The 18,684-nt window shown below is 60.5% G+C and carries 12 protein-coding genes and 1 rRNA gene; 2 read left to right on the top strand and 11 right to left on the bottom strand.

Features of this window, described 5'->3' with window-relative positions:
- Positions 1 to 2 precede the first annotated feature (2 nt).
- Together JKA62_RS18220 and JKA62_RS18215 are read right to left on the bottom strand one after the other, a co-directional pair.
- Entirely contained in the window at positions 3 to 1,253 is a 1,251-nt protein-coding gene (locus tag JKA62_RS18220) for a hypothetical protein (protein ID WP_201818897.1), read from the bottom strand.
- The gene (locus JKA62_RS18215; RefSeq protein ID WP_236676587.1) at positions 1,250 to 2,080 is read right to left on the bottom strand and encodes a DapH/DapD/GlmU-related protein; all 831 of its coding nucleotides are present in this window, start codon (positions 2,078 to 2,080) and stop codon (positions 1,250 to 1,252) included. The genes JKA62_RS18220 and JKA62_RS18215 overlap by 4 nt, the downstream gene beginning before the upstream one ends.
- Positions 2,081 to 2,789: 709 nt before the next feature.
- Here JKA62_RS18215 and JKA62_RS18210 point away from each other — a divergent pair.
- A complete protein-coding gene (locus JKA62_RS18210; RefSeq protein ID WP_007953863.1) occupies positions 2,790 to 3,134 on the top strand; it encodes a cupin domain-containing protein in 345 nt (114 codons plus the stop codon).
- A 94-nt stretch (positions 3,135 to 3,228) separates the two neighbouring features.
- Here JKA62_RS18210 and mmsB read toward each other — a convergent pair whose 3' ends face one another.
- Together mmsB and JKA62_RS18200 are read right to left on the bottom strand one after the other, a co-directional pair.
- Positions 3,229 to 4,116 carry a 3-hydroxyisobutyrate dehydrogenase gene (gene mmsB / locus JKA62_RS18205; protein WP_039772935.1) on the bottom strand — a complete coding sequence of 296 codons (888 nt, stop codon included), beginning with the start codon at positions 4,114 to 4,116 and terminating at the stop codon, positions 3,229 to 3,231.
- 9 nt (positions 4,117 to 4,125) lie between these two features.
- Positions 4,126 to 5,652 carry a CoA-acylating methylmalonate-semialdehyde dehydrogenase gene (locus tag JKA62_RS18200; protein ID WP_201818893.1) on the bottom strand — a complete coding sequence of 509 codons (1,527 nt, stop codon included), beginning with the start codon at positions 5,650 to 5,652 and terminating at the stop codon, positions 4,126 to 4,128.
- A gap of 149 nt (positions 5,653 to 5,801) precedes the next feature.
- Between JKA62_RS18200 and JKA62_RS18195 the strand changes: the two genes are divergently transcribed.
- Positions 5,802 to 6,749, top strand: a complete 948-nt coding sequence (locus JKA62_RS18195) for a LysR family transcriptional regulator (protein ID WP_201818891.1) — start codon at positions 5,802 to 5,804, stop codon at positions 6,747 to 6,749.
- On the opposite strand, the gene JKA62_RS18190 is transcribed toward JKA62_RS18195, so the two are convergent.
- The 7 genes from JKA62_RS18190 to rrf all read right to left on the bottom strand — a co-directional run.
- Entirely contained in the window at positions 6,746 to 7,246 is a 501-nt protein-coding gene (locus JKA62_RS18190) for an OmpA family protein (protein ID WP_236676586.1), read from the bottom strand. The two genes, JKA62_RS18195 and JKA62_RS18190, sit on opposite strands and share 4 nt — an antisense overlap.
- Entirely contained in the window at positions 7,246 to 8,514 is a 1,269-nt protein-coding gene (locus JKA62_RS18185) for a diguanylate cyclase domain-containing protein (protein WP_201818887.1), read from the bottom strand. Before JKA62_RS18185 ends, JKA62_RS18190 begins: the two co-directional genes overlap by 1 nt.
- Positions 8,511 to 9,086: a YfiR family protein gene (locus JKA62_RS18180; RefSeq protein WP_201818885.1), complete on the bottom strand. Its 576-nt coding sequence runs from the start codon at positions 9,084 to 9,086 to the stop codon at positions 8,511 to 8,513. Before JKA62_RS18180 ends, JKA62_RS18185 begins: the two co-directional genes overlap by 4 nt.
- A gap of 119 nt (positions 9,087 to 9,205) precedes the next feature.
- Positions 9,206 to 11,314: an exodeoxyribonuclease V subunit alpha gene (gene recD / locus JKA62_RS18175; RefSeq protein WP_011332330.1), complete on the bottom strand. Its 2,109-nt coding sequence runs from the start codon at positions 11,312 to 11,314 to the stop codon at positions 9,206 to 9,208.
- Positions 11,311 to 15,000 (bottom strand): exodeoxyribonuclease V subunit beta, encoded by a 3,690-nt coding sequence (gene recB, locus JKA62_RS18170; RefSeq protein WP_011332329.1) that lies wholly within the window; start codon positions 14,998 to 15,000, stop codon positions 11,311 to 11,313. Before recB ends, recD begins: the two co-directional genes overlap by 4 nt.
- Positions 14,997 to 18,449: an exodeoxyribonuclease V subunit gamma gene (recC, locus tag JKA62_RS18165; protein WP_011332328.1), complete on the bottom strand. Its 3,453-nt coding sequence runs from the start codon at positions 18,447 to 18,449 to the stop codon at positions 14,997 to 14,999. Before recC ends, recB begins: the two co-directional genes overlap by 4 nt.
- A gap of 154 nt (positions 18,450 to 18,603) precedes the next feature.
- Positions 18,604 to 18,684: ribosomal RNA gene (gene rrf, locus JKA62_RS29245) — 5S ribosomal RNA — on the bottom strand; the annotation flags it as partial.

The following is an 18,684-nucleotide window of genomic DNA, read 5'->3' as shown; positions in this document are numbered from 1 at the left end:
GGTTAAGCGGCTTTGCTTTCGGTCAGCGACACAACGCTGCCCTGGCACAACTCAATGATGCGCGTCGCGGCGCGGGCGGCACCTTCGCCATCCGGCGCGGCGACTTGCTGATGCGGCGCGTAGTAGGCCGAAGCATCGGTGTCTTTTTCCAGCTCGCCCTGGATCAGCTCGACGATCGCATCGCGGTCGTGGCCCAGGTGCGTCGGGAAACCCAGCAGCTCCAGACGGCGCAGCGCCTCGAGTTCGTGGTACTCGGATTTGGACGGCAGCACGAACAGCGTTGGAATCTGCAGTGCGGCGATTTCCGTCACGGTGATCCAGCCCGGCGCCGAAATCAGCAGGCTGGCTTCGCGCAGCAGGCCCATCCAGTCCGGGTAGTACGGCACGCAGACGACGCCGTCCTGAGCCTGGATATCCTGACGGCCCAGCAGCACCAGTTTCAGTTCCGGATTGCGCTCGCGCAGGATCCTGAAGCTGTCCAGATAGGCGGCGAGCAGCGCGTCCTTGTTCTGGGCAAACATTGTGGTGCCGCTGATCGAAGCCACAATGAATGGCGAGTCGCCGAGGTTCAGTTGCTCGCGCACGTTCAAGCCGGTCTGCACATTGATGTCGCGGATCATCGGGCCGACAAAATGCGCCTTGCCGCTGACCAGTGCTTCGGCCACTGGTGTGCCCTGATCGAGAGAGGCCACATAGGGTTTGTCGGTCAGCACCAGTTGGCTCTGATTGATCATCCAGTTGAACTGGCTGTGCAGCGCGGTGCGGGCCCGGGCCATTTCCAGCGCGTTGACTTCGAAACCGCCGTCAGCCAGATCATGATCTTCGAGCTGGCACAGGGTGAAGTCGTAGCGCTCGGTGACGAACACCAGCGGCGTACCGCTGAAAATCGCGGCCAGGCAGGCGGCCATGTTGTAGTCCGACACCAGAGCCGTCGGTTTGTACTCGGCGATCAGCGCCAGGTAAGACAGAATCCGCTCGCCGGACAAGAAAGTATTGGCGATATAACCGCCAATGTAATTATTCCAGTCGAGTTCTTTCGACAAGTTGCTTTTTTTTGAGTAATCGACCAAACGACCGGCAATATCCACAACTTCAACACCAGATTTTTCGAACATCGGCGTGAAGGTCGGCTGCAAGGAAGCCAGCGCCACGGTCAATGGCATGTCCGGACGCTGTTTCTTGATCGCCTGAGCGATGGACAGCGCGCGCATGTTGTGACCGGAACCGGTTGGATTGGGGGCAAATAAAATCATTCTTGAATCTCCATTAGTTGAACAACGCCATGAACCACAGTGTTTTCCAATACATCCCTTATAACCACCGAGTACGGTTTGATAACGGCACCGTCACCAATATTCAGTGGACCTACCAAGATGGCGCCCTCGCCAATTACGCAACGACTTCCAATGCGCACCGGTGCCTCCTCCCAAGGCAGTGAGCGAAATGAATGATCATGAGTGGAGGCAACGATCGTGACCCCCTCGGACAACTCGCTGAAGGCACCGACGGATACACCGCCAGCCGCCTCGATAACCACACCGGCCGCCAGTCGCGCGCCGGTGCCCAGTTCGATGCCGCCCAGTTGCGACATGCCGCCCTGACGGTTGCTGCGCCCGATCAGGATGCAGTCCCGGGCGATTTCCACCGACGCCCCGCCGCGCAATTCGGCATCGATCAGGGCGTCGTCACTGATGTCCCAGGTCTGGGTGTCGGGGTTCAGCGACTTGAACCGCGCGACCGACTGCGTGGACCGATCGAGCATCGACGGCAAGCCCTGGCGCGCCCGCTCCCGGACTTTGGCCAGCACCGGTTCCGGGCTCGGCCGGCCGTCCTCGACCACGGTGCGCCGGGCAATGACCCGCGCCGGGCGGCCGACGACGATTGCGTCCGGCGGCACATCCGCTGTCACCAACGCGCCAGCCGCCACCACGGCCCCGGCACCGACGGTAACACCGGCAGTCACGGTGGCCTTGGCGCCCAGCCAGACGTTTTCGGCAATTCGAACCGGCGACTGCGCCGTCCCCAGGCACCGGGCCCCGGTGGCGAACATGCTGGATTTGCCGACAAACGCGTGCTGCAAATCGCATCTGAAACCGATGAAACAGTCATCGCTGATTTGCACATGTGTCAGGCGACTGCCGGCACGCACCCAGACGTGCCGGCCAAGCTCACTTGAACTATCAACAGTCGTCGAAACTTCAATTACGTTTATGTCGTCCACAATAAAGCCTCATTCCATTGATGCCGGGCACATAACATTCCGAGAGGCGTGCGTATCCCGCAGATATAAATCCGCCAGTGCACAAATAATTAATTAACTGTTCATTTAAAGCTTCAACTCAAAGCACGCGAGACATTGCGTCCGCGCCACTTATTAACTGTCCGGTTCATTCAACTGTCATTATTCATTAACAACGGATAGAAGTTCACACTTGAGCCAAAGGCCAAGTCAGTTATCGAGATGAGAAAAAGCCGATTCAAGTCTGTCCGTGACTCAGATGAAGCTCCGTTTTGAGGAATAGTTCTTTAGTACGAATGTTATAGTACAGACGATTTTGTTTTGCAATAGGTGTCAGAATGGTTATCTCGTTTTAGTCTAAAAATTGATTGAACTTTTATGGTGCACGCTTGTGCCAAAACCTTCTTATATGCACAGCGCTGGTGCAAATCAGGGAGGAGTGCAGATTTGCCCCAGCGCTTACAGGCATCTGGAGGTCGACCCCAGACACTTCGACAGCCCCCACGGGCGCTACGGTGACGGCTCTATTTCCCTCTGGCCTGGAGCCGTCATGCCCGCACCTATCACCGTTCTGCGCGACACCCACCCCCTGCCCGTACTCGACGCCTGCAAATGGGAAAAGCTCGAGGGCGACCCGCACACCGTCAACCTCAACGCCTACACCAGCGAAGACGGCAGCAAGATCATGGGCACCTGGATCTGCACGCCGGGCAAGTGGCGAGTGGACTACGTGAAATGGGAGTACTGCCATTTCCAGGAAGGCTACTGCGTGATTACCCCGGACGGCATGGAGCCGATCCACCTGCGCGCCGGCGACATCTTCGTGGTCGAGCCAGGCATGAAGGGCACCTGGGAAGTGGTTGAGACCGTGCGCAAATATTTCGTGTTCGCCTGATACAAAAAAGCCGGGAAACCACCCGACGTGATTTCCCGGCAACACCTACTGCATCTGAATTGCAGACCTGCGACGAGCACAGGCCTGACGACGATTACTGCGGCTTGCGATAGCTGTTGATGATCGCCGAGAAGTCCTTGCCCCCTTCCCCGCGCTGACTCATCGCCTGATACAACTGCTGCGCCACCGCGCCCAGCACCACCGGCTGATGGGCCTGACGCGCCGCCTCGGTGGCCAGCCCCAGATCCTTGAGCATCAGTTCGGCGCCGAAGCCACCCGTGTAGCCGCGCGAGGCCGGTGCCGTTTCGACGATGCCCGGCCACGGGTTGTACATTTCCGAACTCCAGCAACGACCCGTCGAACTGTTGATGATTCCGGCGAGCACCGTGGTGTCGATCCCCAGCGCATCGCCCAGGGCCATCGCCTCGCTGACGCCGACCATCGAAATGGCGAGCAACAAGTTGTTGCAGATCTTGGCGATCTGGCCGGTGCCGACCTCACCGCAATGCACGATGTTGCGGCCCATCTGCGCCAGCACCGGTTGCAGGGTGGCGAACAGTTCAGGAGTGGCGCCGACCATGAAGGTCAACGTCCCGGCAGTGGCGCCGCCGGTTCCGCCGGACACCGGTGCATCGGCCATGGCCACGCCTTGTTTGGCAGCGGCCGCTGCCACATCGCGCGCAGTCTGCGGATCGATGGTGCTGCAATCCACTGCCGGCACGCCTTTGCCGATCCCTGCCAGCACACCGTCCTCACCGAGCCAGACGCTGCGTACATGCACGGCGGCGGGCAGCATAGTGATCACCAGTTCTGCATCTTCAGCCGCTTCGCGAGCCGAAGCGCGGATGGTGCCACCCAGTTGCTCGAGCTCCGCGAGCACGGTTTTGTTCAGGTCCACCAGATTCAGCGAATGCCCGGCCTTGATCAGGTTGCGCGCCATCGGCGCGCCCATGTTGCCCAGACCGATAAATGCGATTTTCATGGCCATTCCTCAGCGCAGGTTGATGGTGGTGTTCACGCCGTCGTTGACGCTGTCGTCATCGAACCAGCGCGCCGTGACCGTTTTGGTCTGGGTGTAGAACTGCACCACTTGCTTGCCGTAAGGGCCGAGGTCGCCGAGTTTCGAACCGCGCGAACCGGTGAAGCTGAAGAACGGCACCGGCACCGGAATCGGGATGTTGATGCCGACCTGGCCGACGTCGATTTCAGTCTGGAATTTACGCGCCGCGGCACCACTCTGGGTGAACAGGCCCGTGCCGTTGCCGAACGGGTTGGCGTTGACCAGCGCGATGGCCTGATCGAGGGTATCGACCTCCAGCACCACCAGCACTGGGCCGAAGATTTCCTGGGTGTAGATCTGCATGTCGGTAGTCACCCCGGAAAACAGGGTCGGGCCGACGAAGTTGCCTTTCTCGTAACCCGGCACGCTGATGTCGCGACCGTCCAGCTCAAGTTTTGCGCCTTCCTTGATGCCGCTTTCGATCAGATCGAGAATCCGCGCCTTGGCCTTTTTCGAAATGACCGGGCCGACATCGGTGCCCGGCTCATTGCCGGCGTTGACCTTGAGTTTCTGCGCCAGCGCTTTCAGATCCGGCAGCCACTGCTTGGCCGCACCCACCAGCACCACCACCGAGGTGGCCATGCAACGCTGACCGGCCGCACCGAAACCGGCGCCGACCAAGGCGTTGAGCGCTTGCTCGCGATTGGCATCCGGCAGCACCACCGCATGGTTCTTCGCGCCCATCATCGATTGCACGCGTTTGCCGTGTTTACCGGCCAGGTCATAAACGTGGGTGCCGACGGCAGTCGAACCGACGAACGAAACGGCCTTGATGTCCTTGTGGGTGCACAAGCCGTCAACCACGTCCTTGCCACCATGGACGACGTTAAGCACACCGGCCGGAATGCCCGCTTCAATCGCCAGCTCCACCAGCAGCATGGTCGACAGCGGATCCTGTTCGGACGGCTTGAGTACAAAGGTGTTGCCGCAGGCAATGGCCATCGGGAACATCCACAGCGGGATCATCGCCGGGAAGTTGAACGGGGTGATGCCGGCGCAGACGCCGATCGGCTGACGCAGGGTGTAGGTATCGACGCCGCCGGCCACGTTCTCGGCGAACTCGCCCATCTGCAGGCTGCCGATGGAGCAGGCGTGCTCGACCACTTCCAGGCCACGGAAAATGTCGCCTTCGGCATCGGCAATGGTCTTGCCCTGTTCGGCGCTCAGCACCACGGCGATGCGTTTGGAATGCTCACGGATCAACGCCTGCAGCTTGAGCATGATGCGCATGCGCGCGCCGATCGGAGTCAGCTTCCAGGTCTGGAAGGCGCGCTGGGCGGCGCTGACGGCAGCGTCGACTTCAGCGGCGGTGGCGAACGGAACCTTGGCCAGAACCTGCTGGGTCGCCGGGTTGATGATGTCGTGCCACTCGGTGGTCTGCGACTCGACCCACTCGCCGTCGATCAGCAGCTTGACCTTCTGGATCGTGGTTTCGTTGGGCGTAAGCGATGCGTTCATGCTGGTCTCCAGAACTTGTTTTTATCGTAGGAGCCAAGGCGAAAGGTTCGCCTTGAGATGAGGCGTGTGTCACGAATTGGTTGTCGGACTGTTTTTGGAGTATAGATGTGCAAACTTCTAATAAGAACGCACATATAAGCCCGTCCATCATGCAAAAAAACATCACCTCTCTAGGTTCGCTGAATTGGGACGACCTCAAGTTTTTCCTCGAAGTCGCCCGCACCCGCAAGGCCAGTACCGCGGCCAAACGCCTGGCGGTCGACTACACCACCGTGTCGCGGCGGATCAGTTCGCTGGAAGCGGCGCTCGGCACCTTGCTGTTCGAAAAGTCCCGCACCAGCGGTTTCGTGCTGACTGCCGAAGGCCAGCGCCTGCTGAGTTATGCCGAGTCGATCGAAAGCACGCTGCACATGGCCTGCGAGCAGGTGTCCGGCTCCGGCGTCGCGCTGTCCGGGCATGTGCGGATGGGCTGCACTGAAGGTTTCGGCAGCTTCTTCATCACCCCGCAACTGAGCCACTTCGTTGACGCCTACCCGGCGATCTCGGTGGACATCCTGCCGCTGCCACACTTCATCAGCCTGTCCAAACGCGAGGCCGACATCGTCATCGCCCTCGAACGCCCGGAACACGGGCCGTACGTGTGCTGCAAACTCTGCGACTACCGCTTGCAGCTCTACGCGACCCAGGAATACCTGGACAAGCACCCGCCGATCCGCCGCCCCGCCGACCTGGGCAAGCATCAATTCATCAGTTACGTGGATGACCTGGCGTTCAGCTCAGAGCTGCTGTATCTGGCGAACGTGTTGCCCGGCGCCAGCGCCAATTTGCGCAGCACCAGCGTGATCGCACAGTTCGTGGCGGCGCAGCAGGGGCGCTCATTGGCGATTCTGCCGTGCTTCCTCGCGGCCCAGGACCCGCGCCTGTTGCCGGTGTTGCCGGAGGAAATCGATATCACCCGGCAGTTCTGGATGTACTGCCGGGAGGATCTGCGCAAGTTGAAGCGGATCACCCTGCTGTGGGATTACATCCGTGAGGTGACCGAGCGCAATCAGGGTCTGTTGATGGGTGAGACCCGTGACATGCAGTTCACCGATTAATCGGCGCTGACCACAATCGACACTCGGCGGTTTTCGGTGCGGCCGGCGGCGGTGTCGTTGGAGGCGACCGGTTCGCGACTGCCGAGGCCCTGCAGCTGAATGTTCTCTTGTTTCATGCCGACCGAGGTCAGCACGTTGCCGACGCTTTTCGCGCGGCGCAGGGACAGCTGCTGGTTGTAGGTTTCCTTGCCCGAGGCGTCGGTGTGGCCATCCACCCGTACCCGCTCGATGCCGACACCCAGCAACGCTTTGCCGATACGCTCGACGATTTCGGTACTTTGTTTATTCAGGCTTTCGACATCGCTGCCAAACAACACTTTGCCCGACAGGCCGAACTCCCAGCCGTCATCGGTCAGCTCGAAGCCTTGCTGCTTGAGGACCGCGACCTGGGCCGGCGTCAGGCCTTTTTGCGGGGCGGTCTGGCAACCGGTCAGGGCCAGCATGGCCGTCAGCAACAGGGTGGAAAACAGTCGAAAGGAAAGTGAGAACACGGGCATCAGCTCCTGGTTTGAACGGGATCGACCGGGTGCTCCGACCCGGCCGTGGATTGGGCGCCACGCGACAAACGCTTGGCTTGATACATCGCGGCATCGGCCGCATCAAGCAAGGTGCCGGGCGTGACGCCATGATCGGGGTAAACCGCGATGCCGATACTGAGCGACGTCACGACACTGCTGTCGCCCGGCAGCGCAATCGGGGTGTCCATGCTGGCGAGGATCTTGTCGGCAATGCGTTCGGCGTCTTCGGTCTTGTGCAAGGGCGTGAGCAGAACGGCGAACTCGTCACCGCCCAGACGCGCCACCAGATCCTCTTCACGCAACTGCGCCCGCACTCGATTCGCCACCGCCACCAGCACCGCGTCACCGGCGGCATGACCGAAGTTGTCGTTGATGTCCTTGAAGCGGTCGCTGTCGAGAAACAGCACCGCCACGCGCTCGTTCAGTTTGTGGGCGCTGCGTAGCGCACGGATCAGGCGGCCTTCGAAAAAGGCCCGGTTCGGCAAGCCGGTGAGACTGTCGTGGCTGGCCTGGTGGGCGAGGGTTTCGTTCTCGCTTTGCAGGTGGGTTTGCCAGTCTTCGAGTTCATCGAGCAAGGCATTGAAGTCATTGCCGAGGTTGTCTAGTTCGGCAATCTTCGCCCGTGGCACCCGTCGATCCAGTGCCCGCTCGCTGCGGGCCGCATGCGCCACCGCCGCCAGGCTGTGCAACGGGCCGATGATCCTGCGCAACTGACGCTGCGCCAGGTACAGCGCGACCCAGGCGCTGATCGCCGTGCAGAGAATGATCCCCGCCAGACCGCTCAACAGAAAACGCATCAGGCTGCCACCGTGGCCGATCAGCAAGATCCGCCCGATCTCGCGATCCTGATGCTGGATCGGCAGGTTGATGGGTTTTTCCAGAATGACTCGCGCGACCTGCATCTCCAGCTCGGAAATCAGGCCGTTCTCCGGACGATGCCAGCGCGCGAGCAATTGGCCCTGAGCGTCCAGCACCTGGGCATCGGCCACTTCTTCGGTCGAGGCGATCAACGCCAGCGCTTCGGTCGCTGCGACCTTGTCATTGAACACCACGGCAGCTTCCACGGTGTAACTGATCGAGCGGGCGATCAAGTGCAGGTTGTGATCGGCATAGACCCGCAGCGCCAGCACCCCGAGCAGCGTCAGCGACACACTGGCCATTGCCACGGCGACCAGCGCCACGATCAGGTTGCCACGGCCGATGACCGAGCCCAGCGTCGGGCGCCCTGTGGATTTGCCGCGTCTCATGGCACCGCCGGCTTGCGCCGCGACAACTGCAGCACGCTGGGGTGAATGCGCACACCGCTACGGGCGACGGAGTCGAGATTGACCTCGAACGACACCTGTTCATCGCCGACCCGCAGGCAGAACAGGCTGCCGACCGTGCACTGATCGCCGCCTTCACTGATGCTCAGCACCGGATGCCCGATCAGGGACGCGAACAACCGGCTGCGTTCTTCAGCCGTGAGTTTGCCGATGTAGACCGCGTCGCACTCGCTGACGATGGCCGGGTTGTCGGCCAACAGTCGACGCACGATGACCGGACGGCCCGTGGCCTGGGTCGTGCCCTTGACCAGGTCGTCGGTGTATTCGGTCGGGCCGACGATGCACAAACGCAATTGCGCCGGCTCTACCGGCCAGCGCGCATAACTGAGGATACCGAGGACAACCTGGGTGACGGATTTGGCCCGTTGTTCGGCCATACCCACCGGGGTTTGAGTCTGGGCAGCGGCCACACCCGTGAGCAAACAGAGCACACCGGCAAGCAACGCCTGCTTGCAGCCAACTACGCGCTCTGTCGCCCAGACAGCCACCTTCATGCAGGGATTCTCTTGGATCGTTACGAAATGATGCCGCAACGATAGCACAGCGTTGGAAAGCCAGCGATACAGCGACCTCTGACCGGTCGGTCAATTATCGGCGGCAATCGAAGGCACCTTCATCCTTTATGCGGCGCGCCTTCTTCCAGTTCCAGCATCAGTCCACTCAGGCGCTTCACCTTGCGCTGCACCGCTTCTTCAAACACGCCGCTCCGAGGCTCGATCAAGGTGAACCAGTCTTTGGCCCGGGTAATTCCGGTATAGATCAGTTCCTTGGTCAACACAGGATTCAGGGCGTCCGGCAGGATCAGCGCGGTATGGGCAAACTCCGAGCCCTGAGACTTGTGCACGGTCATCGCATAGACGGTCTCGACATCGTTGAGCCGGCTCGGCAACACGAAACGCACCCCGCCGCGCCCGTCGTTACGCGGGAACGCCACTCGCAATACCGACTTACCGGCATCAGGGCCATCGCGCTCGGGCAGTTTCAGGGCGATACCGATGTCACCGTTCATCAGCCCCAGACCGTAGTCGTTTCGGGTCATCAGCACCGGCCGGCCTTCGTACCATTGCTGGTCGCTCTCGATCAGCCGCGCCTTGAGCAACGCTTCGGTGATGCGCTGGTTCAGCCCCTCCACACCCCACGGCCCTTTGCGCACTGCGCACAACAACTGGAAGGTATCGAAGGCCCGCAGGACGTCACGTGCCCAGTCGACCCAACACGGGTTCTCGAGCGGCGTTCCGCTCGCCGGACGTCGATCGCGCAAGACGCTCAGATAGTGTCGATATCCGTGAGGGCCTTTCGCGTGCCCATCGAGCACCAGGTGCTCGAGTTCACGGTCGTGCTCATTGTGGAGTGGCAAAGAAAACACATCGCCATGAGTCTTGGCTTCCAGCAACTGGCGAGCCTCGACCGGGAGTTGCTGATTCACTCGTCGCGCCAGTTGACCGATGCCGCTGCCCTCGCCGAAACGCCGCGAGTGTCGCAGCATCACCACTTGCTGGGCCAATGGATGCGAGCCGTCAGTGCCTTCGTGCAAGCCGCTGTCCTGCAGGGATTCGCCACTCACCTGTTCCAGCCACTGGCGGGTCTGCGCACTGTACCAACCAGCTTCGGCATCACGGCACAAATCTCCCAGCACCGCACCCGCCTCCACGGAGGCAAGTTGATCCTTGTCGCCCAGCAACACCAATCGGGCATGAGGCGGCAAGGCATCGAGCAGATTGGCCATCATTTCCAGGTCGATCATGGACGCTTCATCGACCACCAGAACGTCCAGGGGCAGACGGTTACCGGCATGGTGGCGAAAGTGCCGCGTGCCGGGACGACTACCGAGCAGGCGGTGCACCGTGGTCACCTCGGTCGGGATTTTTTCCCGGACGCTGTCAGCGACCTTCAGCGATTGCACCTGCTGACTGATGGACTCGGTCAGCCGCGCCGCCGCTTTTCCGGTAGGCGCCGCGAGCCTTATGCGCAATGGTTGATGCGCCTCGACCGCAGGTGCCTGGAGCAACGCCAGCAAACGGACCACCGTCGTCGTCTTGCCGGTACCCGGGCCACCCGTGATGATGCTGAAGGCACCTCGGGTGGCCAGGGCGCAGGCGAGTTTCTGCCAGTCGATGACATCCGCACGCTGGGCCGGATCGAACAGTTCGTTCAGCCGGCGTGCAAGATCGGGTGGTGTCGCTTCCTGCTCCGCGAGTCGCTGACGCAGTGCGCTGTCGATACGCCGCTCGTAGGCCCAATAGCGCCGCAAGTACAAACGCTTGCCGGACAACACCAGTGGGCGCTCCTGAGCCGACGCACTCTCGTCGGCGGCCAGTGCCACCAGCGAACTGCCGGCCAGCACCTTGCACCAGTGCGCTCCGTCGAGGGTTTCGAGCAATTGCGATGGCAGCAGCAACACGCCGGGTTGCGCATCCCCCTCCGGCGGCAGGGAAAGTGCAAAATCCGGTGCCTTGAGGGTTTCGAACAGATCCAGGCAGACATGACCATGGCCGAGCTGGTGACTGGTCAATGCGGCGGCGAGCAACACCAGCGGATCGACATCGGATTCCAACTCATGAAGAAAGGCCACGAATGCCTTGTCCAGTGCCCGCAACCAGCCACGCTCGACCCATTGGGTCAGCAACAGCAAAAGATCATCGGCACGGGTCAGGGGTGTCAATTGCGCGAGGCTTTCGGCGGTCAGCGGCGTAGGCAGCAGGTCGGCGAATGTCCGATTCATAGCAGCTCTCCCTGTTCCCACGCGGGCTCGGCCTTGGGTTGCGGTTTGCCCTGGAACATGAGGTCCAGACGCTCGATCAGCTCCCTTGGTGGTCGCGCGAAGTAAACGCCACCGCCAGGGGCCCGTGTTCCGCGCAGGAACAGATACAGCGCGCCGCCGATATGCCGGTCGTAATCGTAATCGGCGAGCCGCGCCTTGAGCTGACGATGCAGTGCCAACAGGTACAGCACGTATTGCAGGTCGTAACGGTTGTCGAGGATCGACTGCTCCATAGCCCGCTCGGTGTACGCAGCGTCATCGACGCCCAGCCAGTTGGATTTGTAATCGGCCACGTAGTAACGACCCTCGTGCTCAAACGTCAGGTCGATAAAGCCTTTGAACATGCCATTGAGCTGCACCGCTTCGGCGCCGACCCGGGCCACACCGTTGTGAGTGAATTGACGCACCTGTTCGTCGAGCTTGAGGACGTCGACTTTGTGGCTGGCAAACCAGAACTCCATCTCGACCCGATACTGCTTCAATTGCTCAAGCACCACTGGCGGTTGGTCGAGCCCTGCGGGCAGTGGCAGTTTGAGCAAGTGTTGCAACCAGTCGCCGAGGGTGGTGATCCAGCCTTCCCAGCCCCGCCGATTGCAACGCCGGGCAATCGCATCGTCCAGCGATTCGCGGGTGACCGCGAACCCTTCCTCCCCTGCCCACTCCAGTAAACCGTGAAGAAACGTTCCCGGATTCGGTCCGCGAGGGAAGCGATGAATGTCAGCTCCGCCGGCGATGATCTCGCGCGGAGCTTCAGGATCGAGGCGTTCGTCGTCGAACAGCTTTTGCGCTTGCGGACTGTCGGGAGCTTCGTCATTGCCAACGCTCAGCACGTCACTGATGCGCAAGGCGCTGTACGACGCGATCCACCAGTTCTCGCTGGCCCTGCGGCTCGGCAAAAGGGTGGCACGTAGCGTGGCCTCATTACGCGGAGGCTGGTACTCCTCGCTGGTGGCCTCCGGCATTTCAACAACGCTCAGCGCCGAACAATCCTGTTGCAGATCGTCCAGCCAGCGGGCCAATCCGCTGGATTCATTCAACGTTGCGCCGCCGCCCAACAGATAGCCCAGTGCAGAAAGATGCAGCACCGAACTACTGTGATTGCCGCGCTTGAGATCCGTCACCCCGAGCCAGCACGCATGTTGTGCGCGGGTCAGCGCGACGTAGAGCAAGCGTAGATCCTCTGCCAGGCGTTCGTTGTCCGCCACAGCGATCAGTTCCGCGTCGGGCTTCAGACTGATGCGAGCCTTGCCGGACTCATCGTGGTAATGCAGCGGCAATCGACTGCCATCCACGGGTTTGGCCGAGCAGATGAAAGGCAGGAACACCAACGGGTATTCAAGTCCCTTGGACTTGTGAATGGTCACGACCTTGACCAGTTGTTCGTCGCTTTCAAGACGCAGGATCTGCTCTTCGCCTGCCTGCCCGGACAGCGCCAGATGCTCGGCCAGATGGCGGATCAGTGCCTGCTCGCCATCGAGTTCCGACGCGGCCTGTTGCAACAACTCCGACAGGTGCAACAGGTTGGTCAGCACCCGCTCGCCATCACTGCGGGCAATGAGCATCTGCGGCAGTTGAAAGTCGTGCAGCAGGCGCCGCAACATCGGCAGCACCCCTTGCTTGCGCCAGAGTTCACGATAACCACGGAACTGCATGACCCGGGTTTCCCAGACCAGTTCGTCCTGATTCAGACGCTCCAGCTCGGCCAGCGGCAGGTTCAGCGTGATGCACGCCAGCGCCGCCTTGAGGGAGCGTTCGACATCCGGCTCGGCGCACGCCTTGAGCCACGACAACAGATCATGGGCTTCCTGAGCGGAAAAAACGGAGTCCTTGTCCGACAGATAAACGCTGCGGACTCCGCGTGCTGCGAGCTCACCGCGTACCGCCTGCGCCTCTTTACCATCGCGCACCAAAATCGCAATGTCCGCTGGCCGCAGCCCACGCCAATCCTTGCCCTCCTGCGCAAACCCGGCACGACCGGTTTGCCCGCCATTGAGCAGGGTCGTAATCTCACTGGCGCAGGCCGCCGCCAACTGCTGGCGATACACTGCCCCGGACAGTGGTTTGTCGGTGGATAAATGCCAGATGTTCAGCGCTGGCACGTCCAGCCCGGATACCTGCAAATGTTCTTTACGCCCCTGAGCCTCCACAGGCTGGAACGGCACGGGGTTATCGCCGTTTTTCTCTCGGAACAGAAACGCTCCGCGTCCTTGCTCACGGGACTCTGCACGCTCGAACACATGGTTGACCGCACTGACCATCCCGTGGCTGGAACGGAAGTTGGTGCCCAGGGTATGCAAGCGTCCGGTTGTGGCCTGCCGGGCTCGCAGATAGGTGTAAATGTCCGCGCCACGGAAGGCATAGATCGCCTGTTTGGGATCACCAATCAGGAACAGCCCGGTCTCCGGGTTATCCTCTTCAATGCGATAAATACTTTCGAAGATCCGATACTGCACCGGATCCGTGTCCTGGAACTCATCGATCAGGGCGACCGGGAACTGCTCGCGGATGAGCGTGGCGAGGCGTTCCCCACCATCGGACTGCAAGGCAGCATCCAGGCGCAACAGCATGTCGTCGAACCCCATTACGGCCCGACGGCGCTTCTCGTCCTCAAAGCGAGCACCGACCCATTTGGCTGCATGCTGCAGCACGGCCGCATCGGGCGTCGGCAAATTGTCGAGGCTCGACTTGAGCACAGGCATGGCATCCAGGCCCGGGTGACTCGGCGGCTCACCTTTCCAGGCTTCAGCCATGCCGTCCGGTGTGAGCCGGGCGAACCCGGTGCCGATATCCAAATGCTCGAGCGTCTCGTCCTCGGCCCAGGCCTTGAGCTTTTCGAACCAGGGTTCGAAATAGCGGGCCTGCATCTTGCGCCCGTCCACCGTTTTGTTGGCGACGCCCTGATGGCAGATGGCGAGCAACTCATCGGCCCACTGCCGCCATGGTTCCTTCAACTCCATCAACGCTGCACGGCGCTCCTGCAGACACTCTTCGATCAGCTCAGACGGGGTCTTGTCAGAGTCCCCTTCGCGCTCGGTGCCAAACAGCCCACGCACGCGCGGCAACAGGGCCGCCGGACCTCCCCAGTGACTGCGAACCCAGTTCAAGGCATCGCCCTGCATCGGATAGCAGAACAGCCGCCAATAATCGCGCAGCACTTCACCGAGCAGGTCGCTGTGATCGGTTTCCAGTGTCTGGGTAAACAGACTGCCGCTATCGAACGCATGCTCGCGCAGCATTCGCTGACACCAACTGTGAATCGTCGAGACCGCGGCTTCGTCCATCCATTGCGCGGCAATGTCCAGGCGGTTGGCGCAACCGGGCCATTGTTGCGGATCGAACTGTGCACGCAGTTCATCGATCAGCGCATCAGGGGGCGAAGTCTCGTCACGGAAGAAACGGGCGGCCTCGGCCAGGCGCGTACGGATGCGTTCGCGCAACTCTTTGGTCGCCGCATCGGTGAAGGTCACCACGAGAATCTGCGGGGGCAACAGCTCTCGACCGAAACCACTTCCCTCGCCTCCATGGCCAAGGATCAACCGCAGATACAACGCCGAAATGGTAAACGTCTTGCCAGTGCCCGCACTGGCTTCGATCAGTTGGCTGCCCTTTAACGGGAATGCCAGGGCGAGTGGTGGCTGGTTACTCATGCGCCTGCCTCCTCGTGGGTCCATGAGTGCCAAGGTGCCTCGAGCAACGGGCGATAAAGCGCATCACACCAACCGGAGAAGGTTTCATCCGCCTGCAGTGCATCGTAGTCGGGGAACTGTCGGGCCAGAGCCGGGCTTTCCCGACGTTCGCCTTCGCTGGTCTGACCATCACCCTCATAGGTTTTGCGGGCAGCCGCTTCAGCCTTGACTGGATCGGTCTGCCCCAGCCATGCAAAAGCCGTTTTTACCGCGACCGGAAGTGGCTGACGCATACCCGTCTGCCAGGCGAGCAGCAGATCCTCAAGAACCCGTCCCGCTCGAGTCTGTTCCAGAGGTTCAAGAAGGAGCGTGTCATCACTGGCCACCAGTGCGGTCGTCAGGGAGAGCCCACTGGCACACGCGACAAGGTGGCTGACCCAGGGCTTGGTCAGGCGATGCCATTTGCGGCTCTTGATCGAGCCTATGCTGTTCGGGATCGTCGTGACCGACAGTACGCCGCCATCGGCGCGCCGGTGCAAGCCGCCCAGCCACCCTTCAAGGCGCAGCTCCTGCCATTCAAAATTGATCGGTAGGGCGTTGGACAGGGGTGTCGGCCATAACGCCAGCAACTGTTGATATCGCTGCAACAAGTCTGGCAAAGGCTCGATCAGCTCTCGCTGAAGGCATTCACCGAATCCGGCAATGGGCAACAGGCCGCTGTTCTGCAGGCGTCGGGCTTGAGACTCGAGTGCCTGATCAACATTATCCGGGTGTCTCAAGGCTGCTCCGAGCAAGCTGTCACTGAGCATATATCGCTGCAACGCATCCAGTACAAAGGGTTCCTCGTCAGCCTGAGGTATCTGCGCCGCTTCGAAGTAAACCTTGAGTCGCTGAGTGAAAAAGTGTCGGACCGGATTGCGCAGGAAGTCCTGTAGCAGTTCCAGACTCAACGGCTCCTCCTGGATATGGGGTACAAGCATCGTTGCGGTGTCGTTCTGTTCGTGAGGTTGATGCAGCACCTGCCATTCGCTGGCATAGCTGAACAGTTTGTCTTCCTCATGGAAGTAGCGCGAACTGAATGGCTGCAACGGATGCTCCTGAGTCATGGCAATCAGGAGATCCTCTTTGTTGTCGCTCGATCGCCATCCATTGGCGAGATGATCGCGCAACTGGCCGATCAACACAGAGGCTGGCCGCTCGCTGTTGTCGCGAATGCTGCGACCGACCCAACTGATGTAGAGCTGATGACGGGCGGACAAGAGCGCTTCGAGCAGAAGATAGCGATCATCCTCCCGACGGGAGCGATCTCCCGGCCGGTAGTCGCTGCCCATGAGATCGAAGTCCAGCGGCGGTTGAGCGCGCGGATAATCGCCATCGTTCATGCCCAACAGGCAAACCAGCTTGAACGGGATCGCGCGCATCGGCATCAGCGTGCAAAAGTTAACGGCTCCGGCCAGGAAGCGCTGCGACAGACGCCCCTGATCCAGCCCCGCCAGCCAAGCCTCACGGACGACGGTCAGTGGCAGCTCGTCCAACAGACCGACGGCCTCACAGGTTTCCATCCAGGTTTCGCGCAACTCCTCGAGTTGAGCCAGCAGGTAGTCGTCATGCTCATCTTCGGGCTTGAAAAACAGTTGCATCAACGCCTGAAGCCGATGCCCCCATTCCTGTGGTTGGGCGGGTTTCATCAGTTGCTGATGCGAAAGCTCCAGTGCATCCAGCAACGCTACCAATGGCCCAATCAACGCGGCATCGAGACCGCCGATTTCATCGTAGGGTTCGATATCCCCACAGGCTCCGGAACTGCCGACGGCATAGCCGAGCAGCATCCGACGCAGGCCGAAGCGCCAACTGTTTTGCTCCAGTTCGTCGGGCAATCCCAGTTCGGCCCGTTGCCCGGCATCAATCCCCCAACGCACGCCGGCACCTTCGATCCAGCGATGCAGGGTCGGCAAGTCTCGTTCCTGCACACCAAATCTGGCGCGTAACGCCGGAACATCAAGCAAGTCGAGGATTTCACTGACGGGGAAACGACTATCCGGCAGCTTGAGCAGATGCTCGACAGCGATCAGTAATGGATCCCGTCCGCGCTGCCCCTGATCGGCCATCGTGAAGGGAATGAAGCGTGGATCATGACGATCCAGCTGCCCAAATACGGCGCGAATATGCGGCGCATAACTATCGATGTCAGGCACCATCACGATCACGTCGCGCGGGCGTAATTGAGGGTTGGCACTGAAACGTGCCAGCAACTGGTCGTGGAGAATCTCCACTTCGCGCTGGGCGCTATGGGCAATATGAAAGCGGATCGAATCGTCTTGAGTCAGATCGACTGCCGGCCAGAGTGCTCGAGTCTCGTTGAGCGGCCGCAGTTCCAGAATGTCGTCCTGTAACTGATTGAGCATGTTCTTCGGCTGGTTTTCGCTGAACAGATCGATACGTCCATTGCGAAATGCTGCGCGATAGCTATCGGGGTCGTCATAGCTGTCGAGAAGGTTGATGTAATCGCGACCTTGCTTGCCCCACGCAGCGAGGAGCGGGTGAGCATGCTGGTGGAGCATTTCCGAATCCAGCACTACGGGCATACCGTTTTTTCGGGCTTGCCGCTTGTACTGATGGCGCAAGAGATCCTTGTCGGCAACGATATCGGCCCAGTGATAACGACAGGGGTTATGGACGCACAACAAAACCTGGCTGAAACGGGAAAGCCCGGCCAATGCCTCCAGTACCTGGGCTGGCAACGAGGAAATTCCGAAAACGATCACTCGCTGGGGAAGTCCGGTCGGTGCGCGTTCAAGACTGTTGATGCGCTCCATGAACCGCTGGTGCACGCCCGCCCGACTTTGAGCCATGCCTTGCTCGCCCACATCGTCCAGCAGGGCACGCCACAACTCTGCCTGCCAGCAACTGGTCGGAGGAAGCGGCTTCGCTTCACCCCTCACATTGCGTAGTTGATGATGCCCCTCTGCCCAATCCTCAAGCCAATCAGCGCGGTAAACCTGATATTGGTCAAAGAGGTCTGCCAGACGTTCGGACAACTGGTAACGCTTGCGCAGATCGGTGTCATGGATGAGGAAGCGTTGTAGCGGTTCGAAATGGGGTCGGGTGATGACCTGTGGCAACAGGCGCATCAGGCGCCAGGTCAATGGTGCCTTATCGAGCAGCGACGTTGCCGGAATCTCCTCTCGCCCCAGAACCATCCGGTAAAGCTGCCACATGAAACTGCCCGGCAGTTGCACATCAATAGCGGCGGCGATACCACAGCCGCCAGAGTCGTCCGCTTCAGGGTCTTCAGCCAGTGCCAGCTTGAGCCATTGAGCGATGCCGTTGCTCTGCACGAGCGCAATTTCGTTCTCCAGGGGTGCCAGTGGATAGCGCCGCATGATGCTGATCACAAGGCTGCGCAGTTCATCCAGGCTGTTGCTCTGAACGACCATGAATGCAGCGTTGAGGGACTGGGTGTCCGGCATGAAGGCTTCCTTGGAAAAGTACAAAAGCTAGGGCTGAACCTTAGCATTGTCGGCCGGCGAGGACAGCCGCAAGGCGGCTGAGAATGCTGTAAGAACTTTCCTGCGGGCAAAACAAAACCCCAACTGCTTTCGCAATTGGGGTTTCGGAATTTAATCTTGACGATGACCTACTCTCACATGGGGAAACCCCACACTACCATCGGCGATGCATCGTTTCACTTCTGAGTTCGGGATG

The organism is Pseudomonas sp. B7 (assembly GCF_016735645.1).
Lineage (GTDB): Bacteria > Pseudomonadota > Gammaproteobacteria > Pseudomonadales > Pseudomonadaceae > Aquipseudomonas > Aquipseudomonas glycinae.
The sequence above is the reverse complement of the archived record's forward strand: the minus strand, read 5'-3'. Positions and strand labels throughout refer to the sequence as shown.

Coding starts and splice junctions, on each gene's coding strand:
- JKA62_RS18220 (WP_201818897.1), bottom strand. CDS start 1,253: ATGATTTTATTTGCCCCCAATCCAACCGGTTCCGGTCACAACATGCGC.
- JKA62_RS18210 (WP_007953863.1), top strand. CDS start 2,790: ATGCCCGCACCTATCACCGTTCTGCGCGACACCCACCCCCTGCCCGTA.
- mmsB (WP_039772935.1), bottom strand. CDS start 4,116: ATGAAAATCGCATTTATCGGTCTGGGCAACATGGGCGCGCCGATGGCG.
- JKA62_RS18200 (WP_201818893.1), bottom strand. CDS start 5,652: ATGAACGCATCGCTTACGCCCAACGAAACCACGATCCAGAAGGTCAAG.
- JKA62_RS18195 (WP_201818891.1), top strand. CDS start 5,802: ATGCAAAAAAACATCACCTCTCTAGGTTCGCTGAATTGGGACGACCTC.
- JKA62_RS18190 (WP_236676586.1), bottom strand. CDS start 7,246: ATGCCCGTGTTCTCACTTTCCTTTCGACTGTTTTCCACCCTGTTGCTG.
- JKA62_RS18185 (WP_201818887.1), bottom strand. CDS start 8,514: ATGAGACGCGGCAAATCCACAGGGCGCCCGACGCTGGGCTCGGTCATC.
- JKA62_RS18180 (WP_201818885.1), bottom strand. CDS start 9,086: ATGAAGGTGGCTGTCTGGGCGACAGAGCGCGTAGTTGGCTGCAAGCAG.
- recD (WP_011332330.1), bottom strand. CDS start 11,314: ATGAATCGGACATTCGCCGACCTGCTGCCTACGCCGCTGACCGCCGAA.
- recB (WP_011332329.1), bottom strand. CDS start 15,000: ATGAGTAACCAGCCACCACTCGCCCTGGCATTCCCGTTAAAGGGCAGC.
- recC (WP_011332328.1), bottom strand. CDS start 18,449: ATGCCGGACACCCAGTCCCTCAACGCTGCATTCATGGTCGTTCAGAGC.